General features: G+C 72.5%; 16 protein-coding genes and 2 tRNA genes. 6 read left to right on the plus strand and 12 right to left on the minus strand.

Going from position 1 to position 17,926, the window contains the following annotated elements:
• The first annotated feature begins 466 nt into the window (after positions 1-466).
• Positions 467-694, plus strand: coding sequence for a hypothetical protein (locus LPU61_RS27640; protein ID WP_043966354.1), 228 nt, complete (start codon positions 467-469; stop codon positions 692-694).
• Between the two features lie 17 nt (positions 695-711).
• On the opposite strand, the gene LPU61_RS27645 is transcribed toward LPU61_RS27640, so the two are convergent.
• From LPU61_RS27645 to LPU61_RS27670, 6 genes are all read right to left on the minus strand, one after another.
• Positions 712-1,509 (minus strand): carbon-nitrogen hydrolase family protein, encoded by a 798-nt coding sequence (locus tag LPU61_RS27645; protein ID WP_043966352.1) that lies wholly within the window; start codon positions 1,507-1,509, stop codon positions 712-714.
• An 88-nt stretch (positions 1,510-1,597) separates the two neighbouring features.
• Positions 1,598-2,893, minus strand: coding sequence for an ATP-dependent Clp protease ATP-binding subunit ClpX (gene clpX, locus LPU61_RS27650; protein ID WP_043966350.1), 1,296 nt, complete (start codon positions 2,891-2,893; stop codon positions 1,598-1,600).
• Positions 2,894-3,101: 208 nt separating this feature from the next.
• Positions 3,102-3,764, minus strand: coding sequence for an ATP-dependent Clp protease proteolytic subunit (locus tag LPU61_RS27655; RefSeq protein WP_043966349.1), 663 nt, complete (start codon positions 3,762-3,764; stop codon positions 3,102-3,104).
• 14 nt (positions 3,765-3,778) lie between these two features.
• Positions 3,779-4,420, minus strand: a complete 642-nt coding sequence (locus tag LPU61_RS27660) for an ATP-dependent Clp protease proteolytic subunit (protein ID WP_043966346.1) — start codon at positions 4,418-4,420, stop codon at positions 3,779-3,781.
• A 171-nt stretch (positions 4,421-4,591) separates the two neighbouring features.
• A complete protein-coding gene (tig, locus tag LPU61_RS27665) occupies positions 4,592-5,944 on the minus strand; it encodes a trigger factor (protein WP_043966344.1) in 1,353 nt (450 codons plus the stop codon).
• Positions 5,945-6,089: 145 nt separating this feature from the next.
• Positions 6,090-6,163, minus strand: a tRNA-Pro gene (locus LPU61_RS27670).
• 255 nt (positions 6,164-6,418) lie between these two features.
• Here LPU61_RS27670 and LPU61_RS27675 point away from each other — a divergent pair.
• Positions 6,419-6,492, plus strand: a tRNA-Gly gene (locus LPU61_RS27675).
• A 48-nt stretch (positions 6,493-6,540) separates the two neighbouring features.
• On the opposite strand, the gene LPU61_RS27680 is transcribed toward LPU61_RS27675, so the two are convergent.
• Both LPU61_RS27680 and LPU61_RS27685 read right to left on the minus strand, forming a co-directional pair.
• A complete protein-coding gene (locus LPU61_RS27680) occupies positions 6,541-7,197 on the minus strand; it encodes an AAA family ATPase (protein ID WP_229406637.1) in 657 nt (218 codons plus the stop codon).
• A 47-nt stretch (positions 7,198-7,244) separates the two neighbouring features.
• Complete coding sequence (locus LPU61_RS27685; protein ID WP_229406638.1) at positions 7,245-8,681, minus strand: RICIN domain-containing protein; 1,437 nt, start codon at positions 8,679-8,681, stop codon at positions 7,245-7,247.
• A gap of 179 nt (positions 8,682-8,860) precedes the next feature.
• Between LPU61_RS27685 and LPU61_RS27690 the strand changes: the two genes are divergently transcribed.
• Positions 8,861-9,298, plus strand: coding sequence for a hypothetical protein (locus LPU61_RS27690; protein ID WP_229406639.1), 438 nt, complete (start codon positions 8,861-8,863; stop codon positions 9,296-9,298).
• A 54-nt stretch (positions 9,299-9,352) separates the two neighbouring features.
• Here the strand turns inward: LPU61_RS27690 and LPU61_RS27695 are convergent, their stop codons facing one another.
• Positions 9,353-10,102: a cellulose binding domain-containing protein gene (locus LPU61_RS27695; protein ID WP_229406640.1), complete on the minus strand. Its 750-nt coding sequence runs from the start codon at positions 10,100-10,102 to the stop codon at positions 9,353-9,355.
• 245 nt (positions 10,103-10,347) lie between these two features.
• Complete coding sequence (locus LPU61_RS27700; protein ID WP_229406641.1) at positions 10,348-10,818, minus strand: MarR family winged helix-turn-helix transcriptional regulator; 471 nt, start codon at positions 10,816-10,818, stop codon at positions 10,348-10,350.
• Positions 10,819-10,928: 110 nt separating this feature from the next.
• On the opposite strand from LPU61_RS27700, the gene LPU61_RS27705 reads away from it, so the two are divergent.
• The 3 genes from LPU61_RS27705 to LPU61_RS27715 all read left to right on the plus strand — a co-directional run bounded on the left by LPU61_RS27705 (position 10,929) and on the right by LPU61_RS27715 (position 15,072).
• The gene (locus LPU61_RS27705) at positions 10,929-11,492 is read left to right on the plus strand and encodes a YceI family protein (RefSeq protein ID WP_043966316.1); all 564 of its coding nucleotides are present in this window, start codon (positions 10,929-10,931) and stop codon (positions 11,490-11,492) included.
• Positions 11,493-11,533: 41 nt separating this feature from the next.
• Positions 11,534-12,298 (plus strand): pirin-like bicupin family protein, encoded by a 765-nt coding sequence (locus LPU61_RS27710; RefSeq protein WP_043966315.1) that lies wholly within the window; start codon positions 11,534-11,536, stop codon positions 12,296-12,298.
• A gap of 89 nt (positions 12,299-12,387) precedes the next feature.
• Complete coding sequence (locus LPU61_RS27715) at positions 12,388-15,072, plus strand: Hsp70 family protein (RefSeq protein ID WP_229406642.1); 2,685 nt, start codon at positions 12,388-12,390, stop codon at positions 15,070-15,072.
• A gap of 101 nt (positions 15,073-15,173) precedes the next feature.
• On the opposite strand, the gene LPU61_RS27720 is transcribed toward LPU61_RS27715, so the two are convergent.
• Entirely contained in the window at positions 15,174-17,054 is a 1,881-nt protein-coding gene (locus LPU61_RS27720; RefSeq protein WP_229406643.1) for a propionyl-CoA synthetase, read from the minus strand.
• Between the two features lie 265 nt (positions 17,055-17,319).
• Positions 17,320-17,883: a hypothetical protein gene (locus LPU61_RS27725; RefSeq protein ID WP_229406644.1), complete on the minus strand. Its 564-nt coding sequence runs from the start codon at positions 17,881-17,883 to the stop codon at positions 17,320-17,322.
• Between the last annotated feature and the right edge of the window lie 43 nt (positions 17,884-17,926).

Raw genomic sequence — 17,926 nt, forward strand, 5'->3', positions numbered from 1 at the left:
TAGCCCTACACTGTAGGGCCGCCTTCCGGGGCAACCTCTCTAACTTACCCGATCTCATCTTCGCCGTCAACCCTGTTCCCAAGGTTTACGCTCGGATTCGCTCGGACCCACGGCGACGCACGCCGAATAACGGCGGTCGTTTCTGTCGTGGAGAGCCGCAGACCGGCCGATCGCCGCTTCGCGGCCACCCGCCCGGCTCCTGCCGGCCTCAGCACTCTACCCGGTCGGCTTCGCGATCGCAACCCCGTCTCACCGGAGTTGCTCCGCACCGCCCGGACCAGCCTCGCTCGGCGTCTCCGCCGCGAGCCTGTGCCCGCTCTCAGCCGGTTTGTCCGGCCTCCCGCGTGCAGAGAGAAAGTTACGCGTACGGCCCCGGGAAGGCAAATCAACGCCTGTAACTGTCCTGACGGAAAGGGGCCCGCCACCGCACACCGAAATCGCGCCCGCGCATGTCAGAGTGTCTGGCATGGATGACGCCCTCCCCCGCCCGGCGACGCCCCTCGCCGAAGAAGCCCTGCTCGGACTGCTGCTGCCGTTCTGGCAGCTGGTCATCGGCGCCGTGGTGGTGGCCGTCATCCTGCTCTCCGTGGGCCGGCTGGCGCGGCGTGGACGCTCGCGGATGTCCGCCGCGCTGCTCATCACGGCCACCGCCATCGCCGGGCTCACCGTGCTGGGGGTACTCCTGCAGAGCTGACCTGCGGCCCGGACGTTTCAGAGCCGCCGGTTCGCCAGGCTGGGCAGCTCGGTGCGAATGGTCCGGAGGCGGTCCAGGTCCAAGTCGACGACGGTGAGACCGGGACCGTCCGGCACCTGGCCGAGGACCGTCCCCCACGGGTCGACGACCATGCTCCGGCCGAAGCAGGTGCGCCCCGGCTCGTGGTCGCCGGTCTGACCGGCGGCGGCGACGAAGCACTGGTTCTCGATGGCCCGCGCCCGCAACAGGACCTCCCAGTGGTCGCGCCCGGTGTGCACCATGAACGCGGCCGGCACCACCAGCAGCGTGGCACCCCCATCCGTGGCCAGGTGCCGGTACAGCTCCGGGAACCGGAGGTCGTAGCAGATCGACAAGCCGACCCGGACGCCCTCGACGTCGACCACCACCGGCTTGTCCCCCGGCGCCACCGTCGCCGACTCCAGGTATGACACCCGGCCGGGGATCTCCACGTCGTACAGGTGGATCTTGCGGTAGGTCCCGGCGAGCGTGCCCGTGCGGTCGAAGAGCAGGGAGGTGTTCCAGGTGTGGTCCCGGTCCGGGCCCGCCTCGTGGAACGACCCGGCGTGCACCCAGATGCCGAGCCGCCGGGCGACGTCGGCGAAGAACCGACCCACCGTGCCGTCCACCGGCTCGGGCGCCGGCATCCCGGCTGCGGTGCCGAGGTAGTCGACATACTCCGGGAGGACCGCCAGGTCCGCGCCGGCCGCTGCGGCCCGGACCAACAGGGCCTCCGCGGCCGCGAGATTGGCGGCCCGGTCGTCGCGGGAGTTCAGCTGGCAGACGGCGACGCGCATGACCCTCAGCGTACGGCTGGCGGGGCCCCCGCGACAGCCTCCACCGCCGGCGGAGGGGTCGTGGACCCTCCCCGCCGGACGGGGAGGGTCAGGCGGACTTCTCCTCGCGGTCCCGGCGGGCCCGGCGGCCGGTGAACTCGCGCGGCACGATCGTGGGGTTGACGTTCTCCAGGACCACCTCGCGGGTGATCAGCACCCGGGCGGCGTCGGGGTTGCTCGGCACCTCGTACATCACGGAGAGCAGGACCTCCTCCATGATGGCGCGCAGGCCACGGGCGCCCGTGCCGCGCAGCATCGCCTGGTCGGCGATGGCCTCCAGGGCCGGCGGCTCGAACTCCAGCTCCACGCCGTCGAGCTCAAAGAGGCGCTGGTATTGCTTCACGAGGGCATTACGCGGCTCGGTGAGGATCCGCACGAGGGCGGACCGGTCGAGGCTGCGGACATTGGTGATCACCGGAAGCCGGCCGATGAACTCGGGGATCAGGCCGAACTTCAGCATGTCCTCGGGCATGACCTGGCTGAAGATGTCGTCGGTCGACCGCTCGGAGACCGAGCGGAGCCGCGCGCCGAAGCCCGTCCCGCCGTGGCCCGTGCGGGCCTCGATGATCTGGTCGAGGCCGGCGAAGGCGCCACCGCAGATGAACAGCACGTTGGTGGTGTCGATCTGGATGAACTCCTGGTGCGGGTGCTTGCGCCCGCCCTGCGGCGGCACGTTGGCCACCGTGCCTTCGAGCATCTTCAGCAGCGCCTGCTGGACGCCCTCGCCGGAGACGTCCCGCGTAATCGACGGGTTCTCCGACTTGCGGGCGATCTTGTCGACCTCGTCGATGTAGATGATGCCGGTCTCGGCGCGCTTGATGTCGTAGTCCGCGGCCTGGATCAGCTTGAGGAGGATGTTCTCCACGTCCTCGCCCACGTAACCCGCCTCGGTGAGGGCGGTGGCGTCCGCGATCGCGAAGGGGACGTTCAGCATCCGGGCGAGGGTCTGCGCGAGGTGGGTCTTGCCGCACCCGGTCGGCCCGAGCAGCAGGATGTTGGACTTGGCCAGCTCGACGGCGTCGCTGCCGGAACCCGGCGCGCCGGCCGCCTCGGCCTGGATCCGCTTGTAGTGGTTGTAGACGGCGACCGCGAGCGCCTTCTTGGCCTGGTCCTGGCCGACCACGTAGTTGTCGAGGAACTGGCAGATCTCCATCGGCTTGGGAAGCTCTTCCCACTTCACCTCGCCGGACTCGGCCAGCTCCTCCTCGATGATCTCGTTGCAGAGATCGATGCACTCGTCGCAGATGTAGACCCCGGGGCCCGCGATGAGCTTTTTCACCTGCTTCTGCGACTTGCCGCAGAAGGAGCATTTGAGTAGGTCGCCGCCGTCACCGATCCGTGCCACCTACGTTCTCCCTGCACTCATCGGCCGGTGCACCGGCCATGACCTGCGGACGCTGCGCTCCGTCCGTCTCCGTTCGCTCGCCGGACCGTCCCGACGCAGCGGTACGGGCCCGACGTTACCCGCTGGCGGGGGTTTCTCCGACCCCCAAATCGGGCGTGTCAGAGGTCGGCCGGCAAAGCGCCCGGCCGACCTCTGACCCATGCTCGTCTCAGCTGGCCGCGTTGGCGGCGAGCAGCCCCTTCTTGCGGCTGGTGAGGATCGTGTCCACCAGCCCGTACTCCTTGGACTCCTCGGCCGTCATGATCTTGTCACGGTCGATGTCCTTGCGGACCTTCTCCACCGGCTGGTTGCAGTGCCGGGCGAGCATCTCCTCCAGCTGCGTCCGCATCCGCAGGATCTCCCGGGCCTGGATCTCGATGTCCGAGCCCTGCCCGTAGCCGCCCTCCGTGGCCGGCTGGTGGATGATGATCCGCGAGTTCGGCAGCGCCATGCGCTTGCCCGGGGTGCCGGCGGAGAGCAGCACCGCGGCGGCACTGGCCGCCTGGCCCAGGCAGACCGTGGAGATGTCCGGCCGGACGTACTGCATCGTGTCGTAGATCGCCGTCATCGCGGTGAACGAGCCACCCGGCGAGTTGATGTACATGATGATGTCGCGGTCGGGGTCGGTGCCCTCGAGCGTCAGCAGCTGCGCCATCACGTCGTTGGCGGACGCGTCGTCCACCTGGACACCGAGGAAGATGATCCGGTCCTCGAAGAGCTTGTTGTACGGGTTGGACTCCTTCACCCCGTACGACGTGCGCTCGACGAACGACGGCAGGACGTAGCGGTTGTGCACGGCCGCGAACTGGGGCGGCAGGCTCAGGTCGGTCATCGTCAGCTCCTCGGTCAGCTCAGGGTCCCGGCGCCCGCCGGAACCTGCACGGCTCCGGTGATCACCTTGTCGATGAAGCCGTAGTCCGTCGCCTCCTGGGCGGTGAACCAGCGGTCACGGTCCGAGTCCGCCTCGATCTGGGCGAAAGTCTGGCCGGTGTGGAAGGCCACCCGCTCCTGGAACATCCGCTTCGTGTAGAGCATCTGCTCCGCCTGGATGGCGATGTCCGACGCGGTGCCGCCCATGCCGCCGGACGGCTGGTGCATCATGATCCGGGCGTGGGGCAGGGCGTAGCGCTTGCCCTTGGTGCCCGCGCAGAGCAGCAGCTGCCCCATCGAGGCGGCCATGCCCATCGCGACCGTGGAGACGTCGTTGTCGATGTACTGCATCGTGTCGTAGATCGCCATGCCGGAGTAGACCGAGCCACCGGGCGAGTTGATCCAGAGGTAGATGTCCCGGTCCGGGTCCTCCGCCGCGAGCAGCAGCAGCTGCGCGCAGATGCGGTTGGCCACCTGGTCGTTCACCTCGCTGCCCAGGAAGATGATGCGCTCCCTGAGCAACCGGTTGTAGACCGAGTCGTCGAGGTTGCCAATGTTCTCGCCACCGCGGGCATCGATCGCCCGGAGCGGCTTCGCTGGGATGTGCATGTCGGTCATGGCAGCCCTTCGCTCTCCGTACCGTCCTACCCGACACTAACCGCTTGCCCGGGCGGCAGAGTCCCGGTCGGGGCGCTTTTCGCTCTCAGCGCAGCCCCTTCGGGACGCACCCGGAAAAGGGCTTGGGCCGCCGCCCACCGCAACCGGTGGACGACGGCCGCACCCGAGGTGTCAGTGCTCGTGGTCGTGGTCGTGCGCCTCTTCGCCCTCGGCGCGGATGGCGTCGAGGCTCACCTCGTTGCCCGCGGTGTCCTTGATCTTGATGCGCTCCATCACCGAGGCCAGCGCCTTGCCGCGCCGCACGTCGCCGAAGACGGCCGCCGCCGAGCCCGAGCGGACCAGCTGGTCGTAGTACTGCTGCGGGGGCATCCCGGCGCGCTGCGCGCGGTGGACGATCTCGTGGCCGAACTCGTCGTCGGAGACCTGGACCTCCTCGGCGTCGGCCAGGGTGTCCAGCAGCAGCTGGATCTTGACGCCGTCGGTCGCCGCCTCGTTGAGCTCGGCGTCGATCTGCTCCTCGGTCTTCTCCTCGGCCGCGAGGTATTCCTCCAGGGAGGCGCCGATCCGCTCCAGCTGGTCGATCATGGCCTGCTTGCGGCCCTCGACCTCCTCGCGCACGACGCCCTCCGGCGCCGGCACCCCGGCGGCCTCGACGAGCTGCTCCAGGGCCTTGTCGCGGGCGGCGTAGATCTGCTCGACCCGCTTGCCCCGGGTGACCCGCTCGCGCACGTCGGCGCGCAGCTCCTCGATGGTGTCGAACTCGCTCGCCATCTGGGCGAAGTCGTCGTCCAGCTCCGGCAGCTCCTTCTCCTTGACCGTGCGCACGGTCACCGCCACCTCGGCGTCCCGGCCGGCGAAGTCGCCGCCGACGAGCTGGGTGGTGAAGGTGGTGCTCTCGCCGGCGGCGAGGCCGACGAGGGCCTCGTCCAGCCCCGGCAGGAGCTGCTTGCTGCCGACCTCGTGGGAGATGTTGGTCGCCGAGCCGCCCGGGACGTCCTCGCCGTCGACCGTGGCGTTCAGGTCGATCTGCACGTAGTCGCCCTCGGCGGCGGCCCGCTCGACGGTCTTCAGGGTGGCGAACCGCTCGCGCAGGTTCTTCACCTGCTCCTCGATCTCGCTGTCGTCGATCTTGAGCTCGTCGACGGTGACCTCGATCGAGTCGAGCTCCGGCAGGGTGATCTCGGGCCGGACGTCCACCTCGGCGGTGAAGTTGAGGGAGTCGCCGTCGTTGAACTCGGTGATCTCGACCTCGGGGCGACCGAGGGTCTTCAGGTCGTGCTCGCGGACCGCGGCGAGGATGTTCTGCGGGATGGCCTCCTGCACCGCCTCGTTGAGGACGGTGCCCCGGCCCACCCGCTGGTCGATCACGGCGGCCGGCACCTTGCCCCGCCGGAAGCCGGGCACCTGCACCTGCGAACCGATCTCCCGGTACGCCTTCTTGAGGCTCGGCTCGAGCTCGACGAACGGCACCTCGATGGCGAGCCGCACGCGCGTCGGGCTCAGAGTCTCGACGGTGCTCTTCACAGGCGTACTCCTTGACGGATCTCAGTTGAGTCTGGGCGTGATTCAGCCCATCGAGTGTAGGCGAGCCGACGCGGCCCCTCGGCAGCGCCCGGGGCACCAGGTGGGAACCGGCGGCTCCCAGGGGTGCCCCGGCCGCGGACGACAGTCGGGGTGGCGGGATTTGAACCCACGGCCCCTCGCTCCCAAAGCGAGTGCGCTACCAAGCTGCGCCACACCCCGTGGCGACGAGAAGTGTATGCCGTCGAGGCGCGGCAGGGGTGCCGGGGCCGGACGCGCCGCGTCCGCGCGTTGCGCGGGTCGGCGCCGGGCAGGACGCGGGCCGGCGCCACCATGTCGGCGACATGGCGGTATCCCAGGGGTGCGGATACCGCCACCTCCCCGGCATGACGTGGATCATGGGCACGCGCGGACAGGATGCGCGCCGAACCGGGGCACCGGGTAGGCTGTCGGCGCACCCCGTGCACCGGGGCGCACGCGGGCGTAGCTCAATGGCAGAGCTTCAGTCTTCCAAACTGACGGTGCGGGTTCGATTCCCGTCGCCCGCTCCACACCCTCCGGCCCCGATTCAGGAGTGGTTCTCCCTGAACCCGGGCCGGTCACTGTTCCCTCGTTACGGGCTCCGGGTCCCGGTTCGTTGCCGGCCCGGTCGGCGGACCGCTGCCCGTTCGCGGTGGCCCGAGCAGGGCGACGACCGCTGCTACGACCCTCTCGATGGCCGGAGCCGCGTCGTCCGACGTGTCGACTTCGACGACGGCGTCGACGCCCTCCGGCGGCGCGAAGATCGACCGCCTCATTTCGCCCCGCTGGAACAGGGAGAGAAGTTGCTGGTCGATTGCCCCGCCCCCGGCCGCCCGAGCAACTAGCCGCCGGCCGATGACCGCCTCCCGGGCGACGACGTGCACGGCCAGCACGCGGCTGCCACCCGCGAGCAGCGCGCGCAGCAGGTCGTGGGACAGCACCGAGGACTCGACGACGAGGCTCACCCCGGAGGCGGCAAGCAGCCGGGCCGCGCCGACCATCACGGCTTCGGCCCGGAGGCTGACGGGACCACCGGCGACGTGGAAGTCCCCGGCGAGCCGTACCCGACCGTCCTCGGCGACGGAGGCGGAGGACAGGCCGAGACCGGTCTTGATCTCGTCGCGGGTCAGGAACGGGATACCGAGGTGACCGGCCGTCGCGGAGGCGACGGTCGTCTTCCCGGCGCCCGGGCACCCGCATACCGCGATCACCACCGGCCGTTCCCGCACTGGCATCCGCCGATGCTGACAGACCACGGCGTTCCCGGCTGCCGGGGTCGTCGTCAGGACTCCGTACGCGACCACTGCTGGTTGGTGCCGCCGTTGCAGGCGTACTGCTGGATGTCCACGCTGTCGCCGGTGCCGGCGTTGACCACGTCGAGGCACTTGCCGCTGTGCCGGGCCCGGAGCTGGAAGTAGTCGCCGGTCGCTGCCCACTGCCACTGCTGGTTGGTGCCGCTGCCACAGGTGTACTGGATGATGTTGGCGCCGTCGGCGGTGGACGCGTTGGCGACGTCGAGGCACTTGCCGCTGTTGGCGTTGACGATGCGGAAGTAGCCGCCGCCGGCGTCCTGGAACTCCCACCTCTGGTTGCCGCCGCCGTTCCAGGTGTACTGCTTGACCTCGGCGTTGTTGGCCGTGGAGTAGCCCACCACGTCCATCACCTTGCCGCTGTGCCGGGCGGTGACGCGGTAAAAGGCGGGCGAGTTGCCGGTGACCGTCCCGGTGGCCGTGTCGATGGTGACGGACGGGTACCACGTCAGGCTCATGCTGGTGCTGGACGGGAAGGTGATCGGCAGCCAGACGTACTGCGAGTCGCCGACGGGGCCGCCCCAGGCGCCCGCCCAGCGGTCGCCCAGGTACAGGTAGCTGGTGGTGGAGGCGCCCTGGATGGGCAGCACGTAGGCCGGCTGGGAGCTGAACGTGTTGCTGTTGCCCACGTCGGTCCAGCCGCTCCACGGCCCGGAGATGCTCGGCGCGGTGGCGTACTTCGCCTGGTTGGGGCTCCAGCCCGTCGCTCCGGAGGTCAGCAGGAAGTACGTGCTGCCCCGCTTGAACATGGCGGGCGCCTCACGGTGGGCGCCGTCCCAGAAGTTGCCCACGAGGGTGGACACGTTGAGGTAGTCCGAGGTGAGCCGGTAGATGTTCAGGTCGTAGTTGTCGTCGGCGGCCGAGATCATGTACGCCGTACCGTTGTCGTTGTAGAGCGTGATGTCGCGGGACATGTGCTGTCCGAGCGGCCGGAAGCTGCCGTGGTAGGTGTAGTTGCCGTCCACGGTGGCCGACGAGGCGACGGCGGCCCGCGCCTCGTTGTAGTCGGAGCCGTTCTCCTTGTGCATCCACATCACGTACCGGCCGGTGCTGGCGTTGTAGATGACCTTCGGTCGCTCGATGTTGGCGCGCTGCAGTTCGGTGGCCGACGACTGGGTCAGCACGTTGTTGCGGAACTCCCAGGTGCGCAGGTCGGTGGAGCGGTAGACGGAGACCGCCCGGAAGGTGTTGTCGGGGTTGCGGTTCTCGCCGAACCAGTAGTAGTAGTCGCCGACCTTGAGGACACCGCCGCCGTGGGCGTGCACCACCGCGCCGCCGGTGTCGGTGAACTGGGTGCCGTTGGTGACGGTCACCGGGGCCGCCTGGGCGGCCGTGCCCGGCCCGACCAGCGTCGCCAGCGTCACGATGAGCGCCAACCCCAGCGACAGGAGGCGTCCGCTTCTTCTCATCCGATCGTCCTTCCACCCTCAGGACGGCCGCGCCGACCTCGACATCCGCCGCAGGGCCCCGGCGGCGCGACGCCGCCGGGGCTGAGCTGCACCTGCATTAACCCATCGATGGTCACCCATGCGCAACAGCCGCGTAACCGGACTGTGGGATGCGCGCCGCCGGGGCTAGCCTCGTCCACATGCGAAAGCGGCTGCGCGTCGTCCTCGGACTGGTCACGGCCGCCGCGCTCGCCGCGCCGGTCACCATCGCCGCCGTCCACGTCGCCCATCGCCGCGACGAGGACGGCTATCTGGCGTACCTCAAGGAGTACGGGGATCCGCACAGCGACGCCCCGGTGCCGGTGCTGCCGCCCGCCGCCGACCTGCTCGCCGAGGGCGACGCGGCCTGCGACTGGATGCGGGAGCAGCCGTACGCGCTGTGGCGGACCGAGCCGCAGTACCACTTCGTCGCCGTCTACGAGCGCTACCTGCAGCGTGTCGCGGGCCGCCCACCGCGTTGGGGCACCGGCCTTCCCGACATCAACATGGTGGTGGCGGGCGCCTGGGCGCACCTCTGCCCGGCCGACTGGGAGCTACGGCAACCCCGGCGGCGCCCCTTCGCCCCCAAGCCGGACTGAAGCACTGACCGGGCTGAAGCACTGACCGGGCTGAAGCACTGACCGGGCTGACGGTTACCGGCCGCAGGTCAGCGTGGGGACGCCGGCCGCGCCGCTGGACCACACCATCATCCCGAACGTCGTCGAGGCGCCGGGCGCCAGCGTGCCGTTGTACGACGCGTTGCGGACGACGACGTCGGCGCCGCTGGTCTCCGCCACCCCGTTCCAGGCCGCCGAGATGCGCTCGTCGCCGGGCCACCGCCAGGACACCCGCCAGCCCTGGACCGGTTCGCCGCCGCTGGCGCGCACGGTGACCGTGGCGGTGAAGCCGCCGATCCACCGGTTGTCGACGGTGGCGGTCGCGGTGCACACCGACTGGTCGGTGGTGCGGGCGGGCCCGCCGATGACGTACGGGTCCTTCTTGCCGTCGGGCTCGCTGAACCGGAACCAGTAGTCGGTGCCGGGGGTCAGCCCGCCGATGGTCACCGTCCCGTTGCGCTCGGGCCCGGTGAGGGCCTGGGCTGCGGGGTTGCGCCACTGCTCGGCGTCGGAGCGGCTGGTGAAGAGGAGGACCTGCATCGGCGGGTCGTAGCCGCAGGGCGGGCTGAGCAGCATCGTGTAGGTGATGGTCAGGCTCGTCGCGGTGGTCGCCGTCACCTGACCCCAGATCGGCAGGGCCGGCGGGCACGCCACGGTCGGGGTGGGGATCGGCGGCGCCGGGGTCTGCATCGGGGCGGGGGGCGCGGCGGCGGCGCCGGCCGCGCCGGCCCAGGTGGCCAGGGCAAGGGTCGCGGCGGCGAGCACCACGCCGGGCATGCGGAACATCCGTACCTCCTCGGATCGCGGGGACGCGCCGACCGTCTGGCGGGCACCGGTCGGCGGCGGTCGCCGGGAGGGCGGCCCGGCGCCGGATGGCCCTGCCACCCCGCGCGCCTTCCCAGGCTGGTTCGGGGCTTCGCGCCGGCTCCCGGGCGCGCGACCCAGCGACAGCCTTCCATTCGATGAACGTCGATGCAATTAGCCGTTCCGGTCGGGCGCGGGCAGCCGTCAGGACAGCCGCCGACGCGCGGTCAGGCCGGCCGGCGTTCGGCGTCCAGGCCATCGACGACGCGGGTGGCGATGCGCTCCAGGGCGCGTACCTCGTCGGGGTCGAGCTGGTCGAAGACGAGCCGCCGGACGGTGTCGACGTGCGCGGGCGCGGCGGCTTCGATGGCCGCGCGGCCGGCGGCGGTGAGCACCACGAACGCGCCCCGGGCGTCCTGGGGGCACTCCTCGCGGTCGACCAGGCCCCGGCGCTGCATGCGGCCCAGGTGGTGCGACAGGCGGCTCTGCTCCCACTGGAGGTCGCGTTGCAGCGCGAACGGGCGCAGCCGCCCGTCGGGGGCCTCGGCGAGCTGGACCAGCACGCCGTAGTCGGCGAAGGAGAGCCCGGAGTCGGCCTGCAACTGCCGGCCCAGCCGCGCGGCCAGCTCGGCCTGCATGCGCAGGTACGCCCGCCAGGCGCGCTGCTGGTCGTCGTCGAGCCATCGGGTGCCGGTCATGACCCCAGCGTACCAGTGATGCATGACACGTCATGGACGGAATGAATGATGCGTCATGTAGGTTGAGGCCAACGTACATGACACATCATGAGACCCCGGAGGAGATCGAGATGAGCACCGCAACCGGCGCCGACCTGGCCCAGCTGACCGGCACCTACACCATCGACCCGAGCCACACCCGCATCGGCTTCGTCGCCCGGCACGCGATGGTGACCAAGGTGCGCGGCGCGTTCAACGAGTTCGAGGGCTCCGTCGCCTTCGACGCGGCCGACCCCGCCCGCACCGACGTGCGGGTGACCATCCAGGCCACGAGCATCGACACCCGCAACGCCCAGCGCGACGCGCACCTGCGCAGCAACGACTTCCTGGACATGGAGACCCACCCGGAGATCACCTTCGTCTCCACGGCGTTCCGGCAGACCGGCGAGGACACCTTCGACCTGACCGGCGACCTGACCGTCAAGGGCGTCACCAACCCCGTCACGATCCCCTTCACCTACGAGGGCGCGGCCAGCGACCCGTTCGGCAACCTGCGCCTCGGCTTCGAGGGCGCGGTGACGATCAACCGCAAGGACTACGGGGTGACCTGGAACGCGGCGCTGGAGACCGGCGGCGTGCTCGTCAGCGAGAAGATCACCCTGGAGTTCGAGGTCTCGGCGATCAAGAACGCCTGACCCCGCTCCCCCTCCCACCAGCGGCCTTGAGAGGACATCCCATGAGCGCCACGCTGACCCCCCGGGTGGACATCCGCCGGGCCGACGACCGGTACAAGACCGACATCGCCTGGCTCGACTCCAAGCACTCGTTCTCGTTCGGCAACCACTGGTCCCCCGACAACACCCACCACGGGCTGCTGCTGGTGAACAACGACGACGTCGTCCGGGCGGGCACCGGCTTCGAGACGCACCCGCACCGGGACATGGAGATCGTCACCTGGGTCCTCGCGGGCTCGCTGGTGCACCAGGACTCCACCGGCCACTCCGGCGTGATCTATCCGGGGCTGGCCCAGCGGATGAGCGCCGGCACCGGCATCCTGCACTCGGAGAAGAACGACTCGTGGCGGCTCGGCGGCGAGCGGCACACCGAGCCGGTGCACTTCGTGCAGATGTGGGTGGTGCCCGACGAGCCCGGCGTCACCCCCGGCTACGAGCAGCTGGAGATCGGCGACGAGCTGCTCACCGGCGGGCTCGTCCCGGTCGCGTCGGGGATGGACCGGCACGCCGATGCCGCGGCGATCCGGATCAGGAACCGGTACGCCGCCCTCTACGCGGCCCGGCTCCAGCCCGGCCAGAGCGTGCAGCTGCCCGAGGCGCCGTACCTGCACCTGTTCGTGCCCCGGGGCGCGGTGACCCTCGAAGGCTCGGGCGCGCTCGGCACCGCCGACGCGGTCCGCTTCACCGCCACCGGCGGGCAGCGGGTCACGGCCACCGAGCCGGCCGAGATCCTGGTCTGGGAGATGCACGCCACCGTCGCCGGCTGAGCCGGCACAGCGGCGGCCACGGGACCGGTGTCCGGCCTGCGTACGATGCGGGGCCGGACATCGGCTCGTCCCGGCGGAGGTAACGGCAGATGGCAGGCCAGCACGACGGGTTCGCCCTCGGCGTCGACCTCGGCACGTCCAACACCGTGGCCGTGCTGCGCTGGCCGGACGGGCGGACCCGGCCGCTGCTGGTCGACGGGCAGCCGGTCGTCCCCTCCGGCGTGTACGCCGACACCGACGGCCGGCTGCACGTCGGCCGGGACGCCCGGCGGCTGGCGCAGGCCGACCCGGGGCGCTACGAGCCGAACCCGAAGCGCCGCATCGACGCCCCGACCGTCGCGCTGGGCGACCGCGAGTACGCCCCCGCCGACCTGCTCGCCGCGATCCTGCACGCGGTGGGGCAGGCGGCCGTCGCCGCGGTCGGCTTCCTGCCTCCGGCGGTGCTCACCTGCCCGGCGTCCTGGGACGAGGCCCGCCGGCAGGTCCTCGCCGACGCGCTGCTGCGGGCGGGCTGGCCGCAGGCCGCCGAGCACACCCTGTCCGGCCCCACCCCGCCCGGCACCCGGCTGCTGCGCGAGCCCGTCGCCGCCGCCCGCTACTACGCCCAGGTGCTGCGCCGGCCGGTGCCCGTCGGCGGCTCGATCGCCGTGTTCGACCTGGGCGGCGGCACCCTCGACGTGGCGGTGCTGCGCAACGAGGGGGCCGACCCGTGGGGCGACTCGGGCTTCACCGTGACCGCCACCGGGGGCGTGCCCGACCTGGGCGGGCTGGACCTGGACGCGGCCCTGGTGGCCCGGCTGGGCGAGCGGGTGTCCGCCACCGACCCGCAGGTGTGGCAGCGGCTCACCCGGCCGGCCGACGCGCCGCGGTGGCGCGACCGGCACCAGCTGTGGGAGGGCGTCCGCGAGGCGCGGGAGATGCTGTCCCGGGCGACGGTCGCGCCGGTGGTCGTGCCGGGCCTGCCGGCGGTCGTCGAGCTGACCCGCGAGGACGTCGAAGGCGTGGCCGCCCCGCTGCTGGCCCGGGCCGTCGCCGAGACCCGGCGGGTGATCGCCGCCGCCGGCCTCACCCCCGACCGGCTCGCCGGCCTGTTCCTGGTGGGCGGCCCGACCCGGATGCCGCTGGTGGCCCGCATGCTGCACGCCGAGCTGGGCGTCGCGCCGACCGTGCTGGAGCAGCCGGAGCTGCCGGTGGCCGAGGGGGCGCTGACGGACCTGCCGACCCCCCGCCCGGCCCCCACGTCGCCGCCCGCCCCGCCCGGCGGTGGTCCGGGGCTGCCGTCGACCGTGCCCGCCCCCGCCGGGACGCTGGCCACCGCGTGGGGCGGGCCCACGCCCGTGTCACCGCCCGCGCCCGTGTCACCCCCCATGCCTGGACCACCCGCCACGCCCGGGTCGCCGCCGGCCGTCCGCCGCCGGCGCGCGCTGTGGATCACGGTGGCGGCGGTGCTCGCCCTCGCCGGGGTGGGCGTCGGGGCCGCGCTGTGGTTCACCCGGGACCGCTACCCGGGGCTGGAATTCCAGAACCTGGCCGAGGTCAAGCGCGTCCGGGCCGGCGAGGACCGGCCGGTCGAGACCCTCACCGCCCTGCTCGACGACGTCGGCTACGCGGCGTACCCGCTGCCGGACGACCGGCTGGAGATCGTGGCGGTCGACGCGGGGACCGGCCGCACCCGGTGGCGGAAGCAGACCACGCAGACGGCGCAGCAGTGGGACGCGCTCGTCGCCGTGCCCGGGGCGGTGGCGGCCTTCAGCGACCCGATCGGCGTCGACGCGCCCCGCGAGCTGGTGGTGCGCGACGCCGCCTCCGGCGAGCAGCGGTGGAGCCGGAGCATCGGCGACGACGACCGGGTGATCTTCGGGCGGGACGTGGCGGTGCTGGTCGACACCACCGGGAACCGACTCGTCGGACTGCGGATGCGCGACGGGAACCAGGTCTGGGCCCAGGACAACCCGCGCGACTCGTCGGGCAATGCCCGCAGCGCCGTGCTGCCGGTCGAGACCGCCGAGGCGGCCGGCGGGCCGGCGTACGCCGACGGGACACCCCGCGACCCGTGGCGGGGCAAGGCCGACCGGCTCGTGCAGATCGGCGCGGACCGCTCGGCCCGGCTGATCGACCTGGTCGAGGGCACGGTGCTGCGCAGCTGGCCCGCCGTCGCCGACCTCGACGACCCGATGGTCGCGCGGGACGACCGGCTGTACGTGGTCGACGACGCCGGGGTCGGCGGGTACCGGCTGCTCGGGTACGACCTCACCCGGGTGGCCGAGCCGACGGTGCTGCACAGCGCCGCCGACGACGGGCGTCGGGTCGCGGCGCTGGTGGCCTGCGGCAAGCATCGGGCATGCCTGTTGGAGGCCCCGGCCGGCGACGCGGACCGCGCCGAGGTGGTGGCCGTCGCGGAGGGCGAGAAGGCGAGGCGCTGGGCGACGCCGGGGGCCCGGGAACTGGTGCCGGTGGGCGCGCACCTGATCGTGCGGCGGCAGTTCCCGGAGGCGACGTCCACGCTGTTCGACCCGGCGGGCCGCGCGGTGCTGCGCGACCGGAGCGGGGTGGCCGTGCGGCTGGACGCGGGCAACGTGCTGGTCTTCGCCGATCCGCTGAGCGGCAGCGAGGCCGACCGCAGCGTCGCCGGGCTGGCCGTCGGCGGCGCCGGCCCGGTCGAGCTGGGCCTGGCCGAGGACGTGCGCAGCGAGTCCTGCTCGTGGAACACGAGCGTGCTGCTGTGCGGCGCGGCGACGGACTTCGTGCTGTATCGCTTCGCCCCGACGCCCTGACCCTGCGCGCACACGGTGGTGGATCGCCGCCCGGCCCCGCCCGCCGGTGCGGAGCGGGCGGAGCCGGGCGGCCGTCGGTCGGCCGTCGGGCGGGTCGGCCGTCAGTCGGTCTTGGCCAGGTCCCGGAAGACGGTGAGCGTGGCCGGGTCGTCGATGGTGGCCGGCACCGGCTCGTCGCGCCCCTCCACCAGCCCACGCATGGTGCGGCGCAGGATCTTGCCGGAGCGGGTCTTCGGCAGCGCCGGCACGACGGTCACCCGGCGGAACGCGGCGACCGGGCCGATCCGCTCCCGCACCAGGGCCACCAGCTCGGCGGCGAGGGCGTCCGGTTCCACCTCGACGCCGGCCTTGAGCACCACGTACCCGCTGGGCACCTGGCCCTTCAGCGCGTCGGCGACGCCGATCACCGCGCACTCGGCCACCGCCGGGTGCCCGGCCAGCACCTCCTCCATCGCCCCGGTGGAGAGCCGGTGCCCGGCCACGTTGATCACGTCGTCGGTGCGGCCCATCACGTACAGGTAGCCGTCGGCGTCGAACCGGCCGCCGTCGCCGGTCAGGTAGTAGCCGTCGAAGGTGCTCAGGTACGACCGCACGTACCGCTCGTCGTCGCCCCAGAGGGTCGGCAGGCAGCCCGGCGGCAGCGGCAGCCTGATCACGATCGAGCCATCGACGCCCGCCGGCACCTGTTCACCCCGCGAGTCGACCACCCGCACGTCATAGCCGGGGACCGGCACCGAGGGCGAGCCGGCCTTGATCGGCAGCGGTTCGAGGCCGCGCGGGTTCGCCGCCACCGGCCAGCCCGTCTCGGTCTGCCACCAGTTGTCCACCACCGGCACGCCCAGCCGCGCCCCGGCCCAGGCGAAGGTGTCCGGGTCGAGCCGCTCCCCGGCCAGGAACAGCGTCCGCAGGCTGGTCAGGTCGTACCGGCGGATGCGGGTGCCGTCCGGGTCCTGGCGGCGGATCGCCCGGATCGCGGTGGGAGCGGTGAACAGGGCGGCCACCCGGTGCTGCGAGACGACCCGCCAGAACGCCCCCGCGTCCGGCGTGCCGACGGGCTTGCCCTCGTAGAGCACCGTGGTCGCGCCGGTGAGCAGCGGGCCGTACACGATGTAGGAGTGGCCGACCACCCAGCCGACGTCGGAGGCGGCCCAGAAGACGTCGCCCGGCCCGATGTCGAAGACGTTCGCCATCGACCAGCGCAGCGCCACCGCGTGCCCGCCGTTGTCGCGCACGACGCCCTTGGGTCGGCCGGTGGTGCCGGAGGTGTACAGCACGTAGAGCGGGTCGGTGGCGGCGACCGGGACGCAGTCGGCGGGCTCGGCCCCGTCGAGGGCGTCTTCCCAGCTGACGTCGCGGCCGGGGGTCAGCGGCGCGGGATGCTGGGGGCGCTGCACGATCACGCACCGCTGCGGGGCGTGCTCGGCCTCGGCGAGGGCCGCGTCGAGGATCGGGTGGTAGGGCACGATCCGGTCCACCTCGATGCCGCACGAGGTGGCCACGACCACCTTCGGCCGGGCGTCGTCGATGCGGACGGCCAGCTCGTGCGCGGCGAAGCCGCCGAACACCACGGAGTGCACCGCGCCGATCCGGGCGCAGGCCAGCATCGCGACCACCGCCTCCGGGACCATCGCCAGGTAGAGCAGCACCCGGTCGCCCCGGCCGACCCCGAGCCGGCGCAGGGCCCCGGCGAACCGCGCGGTCGCGTCGCGCAGCTCGGCGTACGTGTAGGTGCGGGTGACGCCGGTGACCGGGCTGTCGTGGATCAGCGCCGGCTGGTCGCCGCGTCCCGCCGCCACGTGCCGGTCCAGGGCGTTGTGGCAGGTGTTCAGCTCCCCGTCGGGGAACCAGCGGTACAGCGGGGCCCGGGTGTCGTCGAGGATCCGCTGCGGGGGCCGGTGCCAGTCGATCTCCGCCGCCGCGTCCCGCCAGAATCCCGTCGGGTCGGCGATGCTCCGCTCGTACGCTGCTCGATACGCGCCCATCCGGCCATGATCGCCGGGGGCGGCGGGTGGGGACGACGGCCGGTCGGCTCCGGTGCGCCGGACGTACCCCCCGGGTCGCCGAACGGCGCTGCGGCCGCTCGCCGAACCCGGGCCGGACGGTCGGCCGGTCCCGCCGGGGCGGATGAAGGCCCGCCGGGTGGGTATGCGGCGTCGGCCTGGTGAGGAACGGCCCGCGTCGCGCGGGCCGCGACGGCGACGCCCGGGCGGCCCGGCCCACGGCCGACCGCCCGGGCGCACCGGGGACTCAGTTGCCGGTGACCCAGTTCCAGGCGGAGACCACCCACTCGGTCTGCTGGAGGTAGGCGACCCCCAGGCCGACCAGGAAGACGGCAGTCACCAGGTGGGCGCCGCGCGCGCTGCGCCGGACCCGCCCGAGCTGCCGCTCCAGGACGACCCGGCCGAGCAGCCGGGACAGCCCGAACAGGCCGGCGGCGACCAGCAGGCTCAGCAGGAAGGTGAGCACCGGAGCCCCCAGGTTGCCCCGCCCGGAGATGGCCCAGATGCCCCAGCAGACGAAGGCGAAGAGGGCACCGGCGGCGCTCCACTCGCCGCCGACCCGGAGCTGGTTGAGGTGCCAGCTCAGCGGCCGGCGGGGCGCCGAGACGTTGGACCACCGCCCGTCGTGCCCGGCGTGCCCGGCGTGGCCGCCGTGCTCGACGGTGGGGAACTGCTCGGTGCGCGGCGGGCGCCGCTGGCCGACGGACGCCACGCCCCGGCGGAAGGCGTCGGGCTGCGGCGGCACCCCGACACCCGGCTGCGGCGGCACCTCGACCGTGCGCTCCGCCCACGGCTGTGTCTGGTCTGCCATCTCGTGTCCTCCCCCTGACCGATGCCGGCGTCGCCGGCCCGCC

It is taken from the genome of Micromonospora sp. NBRC 110038 (assembly GCF_020884815.1).
Lineage (GTDB): Bacteria > Actinomycetota > Actinomycetes > Mycobacteriales > Micromonosporaceae > Micromonospora > Micromonospora haikouensis.

Coding starts and splice junctions, on each gene's coding strand:
- LPU61_RS27640 (WP_043966354.1), top strand. CDS start 467: ATGGATGACGCCCTCCCCCGCCCGGCGACGCCCCTCGCCGAAGAAGCC.
- LPU61_RS27645 (WP_043966352.1), bottom strand. CDS start 1,509: ATGCGCGTCGCCGTCTGCCAGCTGAACTCCCGCGACGACCGGGCCGCC.
- LPU61_RS27655 (WP_043966349.1), bottom strand. CDS start 3,764: ATGACCGACCTGAGCCTGCCGCCCCAGTTCGCGGCCGTGCACAACCGC.
- LPU61_RS27660 (WP_043966346.1), bottom strand. CDS start 4,420: ATGACCGACATGCACATCCCAGCGAAGCCGCTCCGGGCGATCGATGCC.
- LPU61_RS27680 (WP_229406637.1), bottom strand. CDS start 7,197: ATGCCAGTGCGGGAACGGCCGGTGGTGATCGCGGTATGCGGGTGCCCG.
- LPU61_RS27685 (WP_229406638.1), bottom strand. CDS start 8,681: ATGAGAAGAAGCGGACGCCTCCTGTCGCTGGGGTTGGCGCTCATCGTG.
- LPU61_RS27690 (WP_229406639.1), top strand. CDS start 8,861: ATGCGAAAGCGGCTGCGCGTCGTCCTCGGACTGGTCACGGCCGCCGCG.
- LPU61_RS27695 (WP_229406640.1), bottom strand. CDS start 10,102: ATGTTCCGCATGCCCGGCGTGGTGCTCGCCGCCGCGACCCTTGCCCTG.
- LPU61_RS27700 (WP_229406641.1), bottom strand. CDS start 10,818: ATGACCGGCACCCGATGGCTCGACGACGACCAGCAGCGCGCCTGGCGG.
- LPU61_RS27705 (WP_043966316.1), top strand. CDS start 10,929: ATGAGCACCGCAACCGGCGCCGACCTGGCCCAGCTGACCGGCACCTAC.
- LPU61_RS27710 (WP_043966315.1), top strand. CDS start 11,534: ATGAGCGCCACGCTGACCCCCCGGGTGGACATCCGCCGGGCCGACGAC.
- LPU61_RS27715 (WP_229406642.1), top strand. CDS start 12,388: ATGGCAGGCCAGCACGACGGGTTCGCCCTCGGCGTCGACCTCGGCACG.
- LPU61_RS27720 (WP_229406643.1), bottom strand. CDS start 17,054: ATGGGCGCGTATCGAGCAGCGTACGAGCGGAGCATCGCCGACCCGACG.
- LPU61_RS27725 (WP_229406644.1), bottom strand. CDS start 17,883: ATGGCAGACCAGACACAGCCGTGGGCGGAGCGCACGGTCGAGGTGCCG.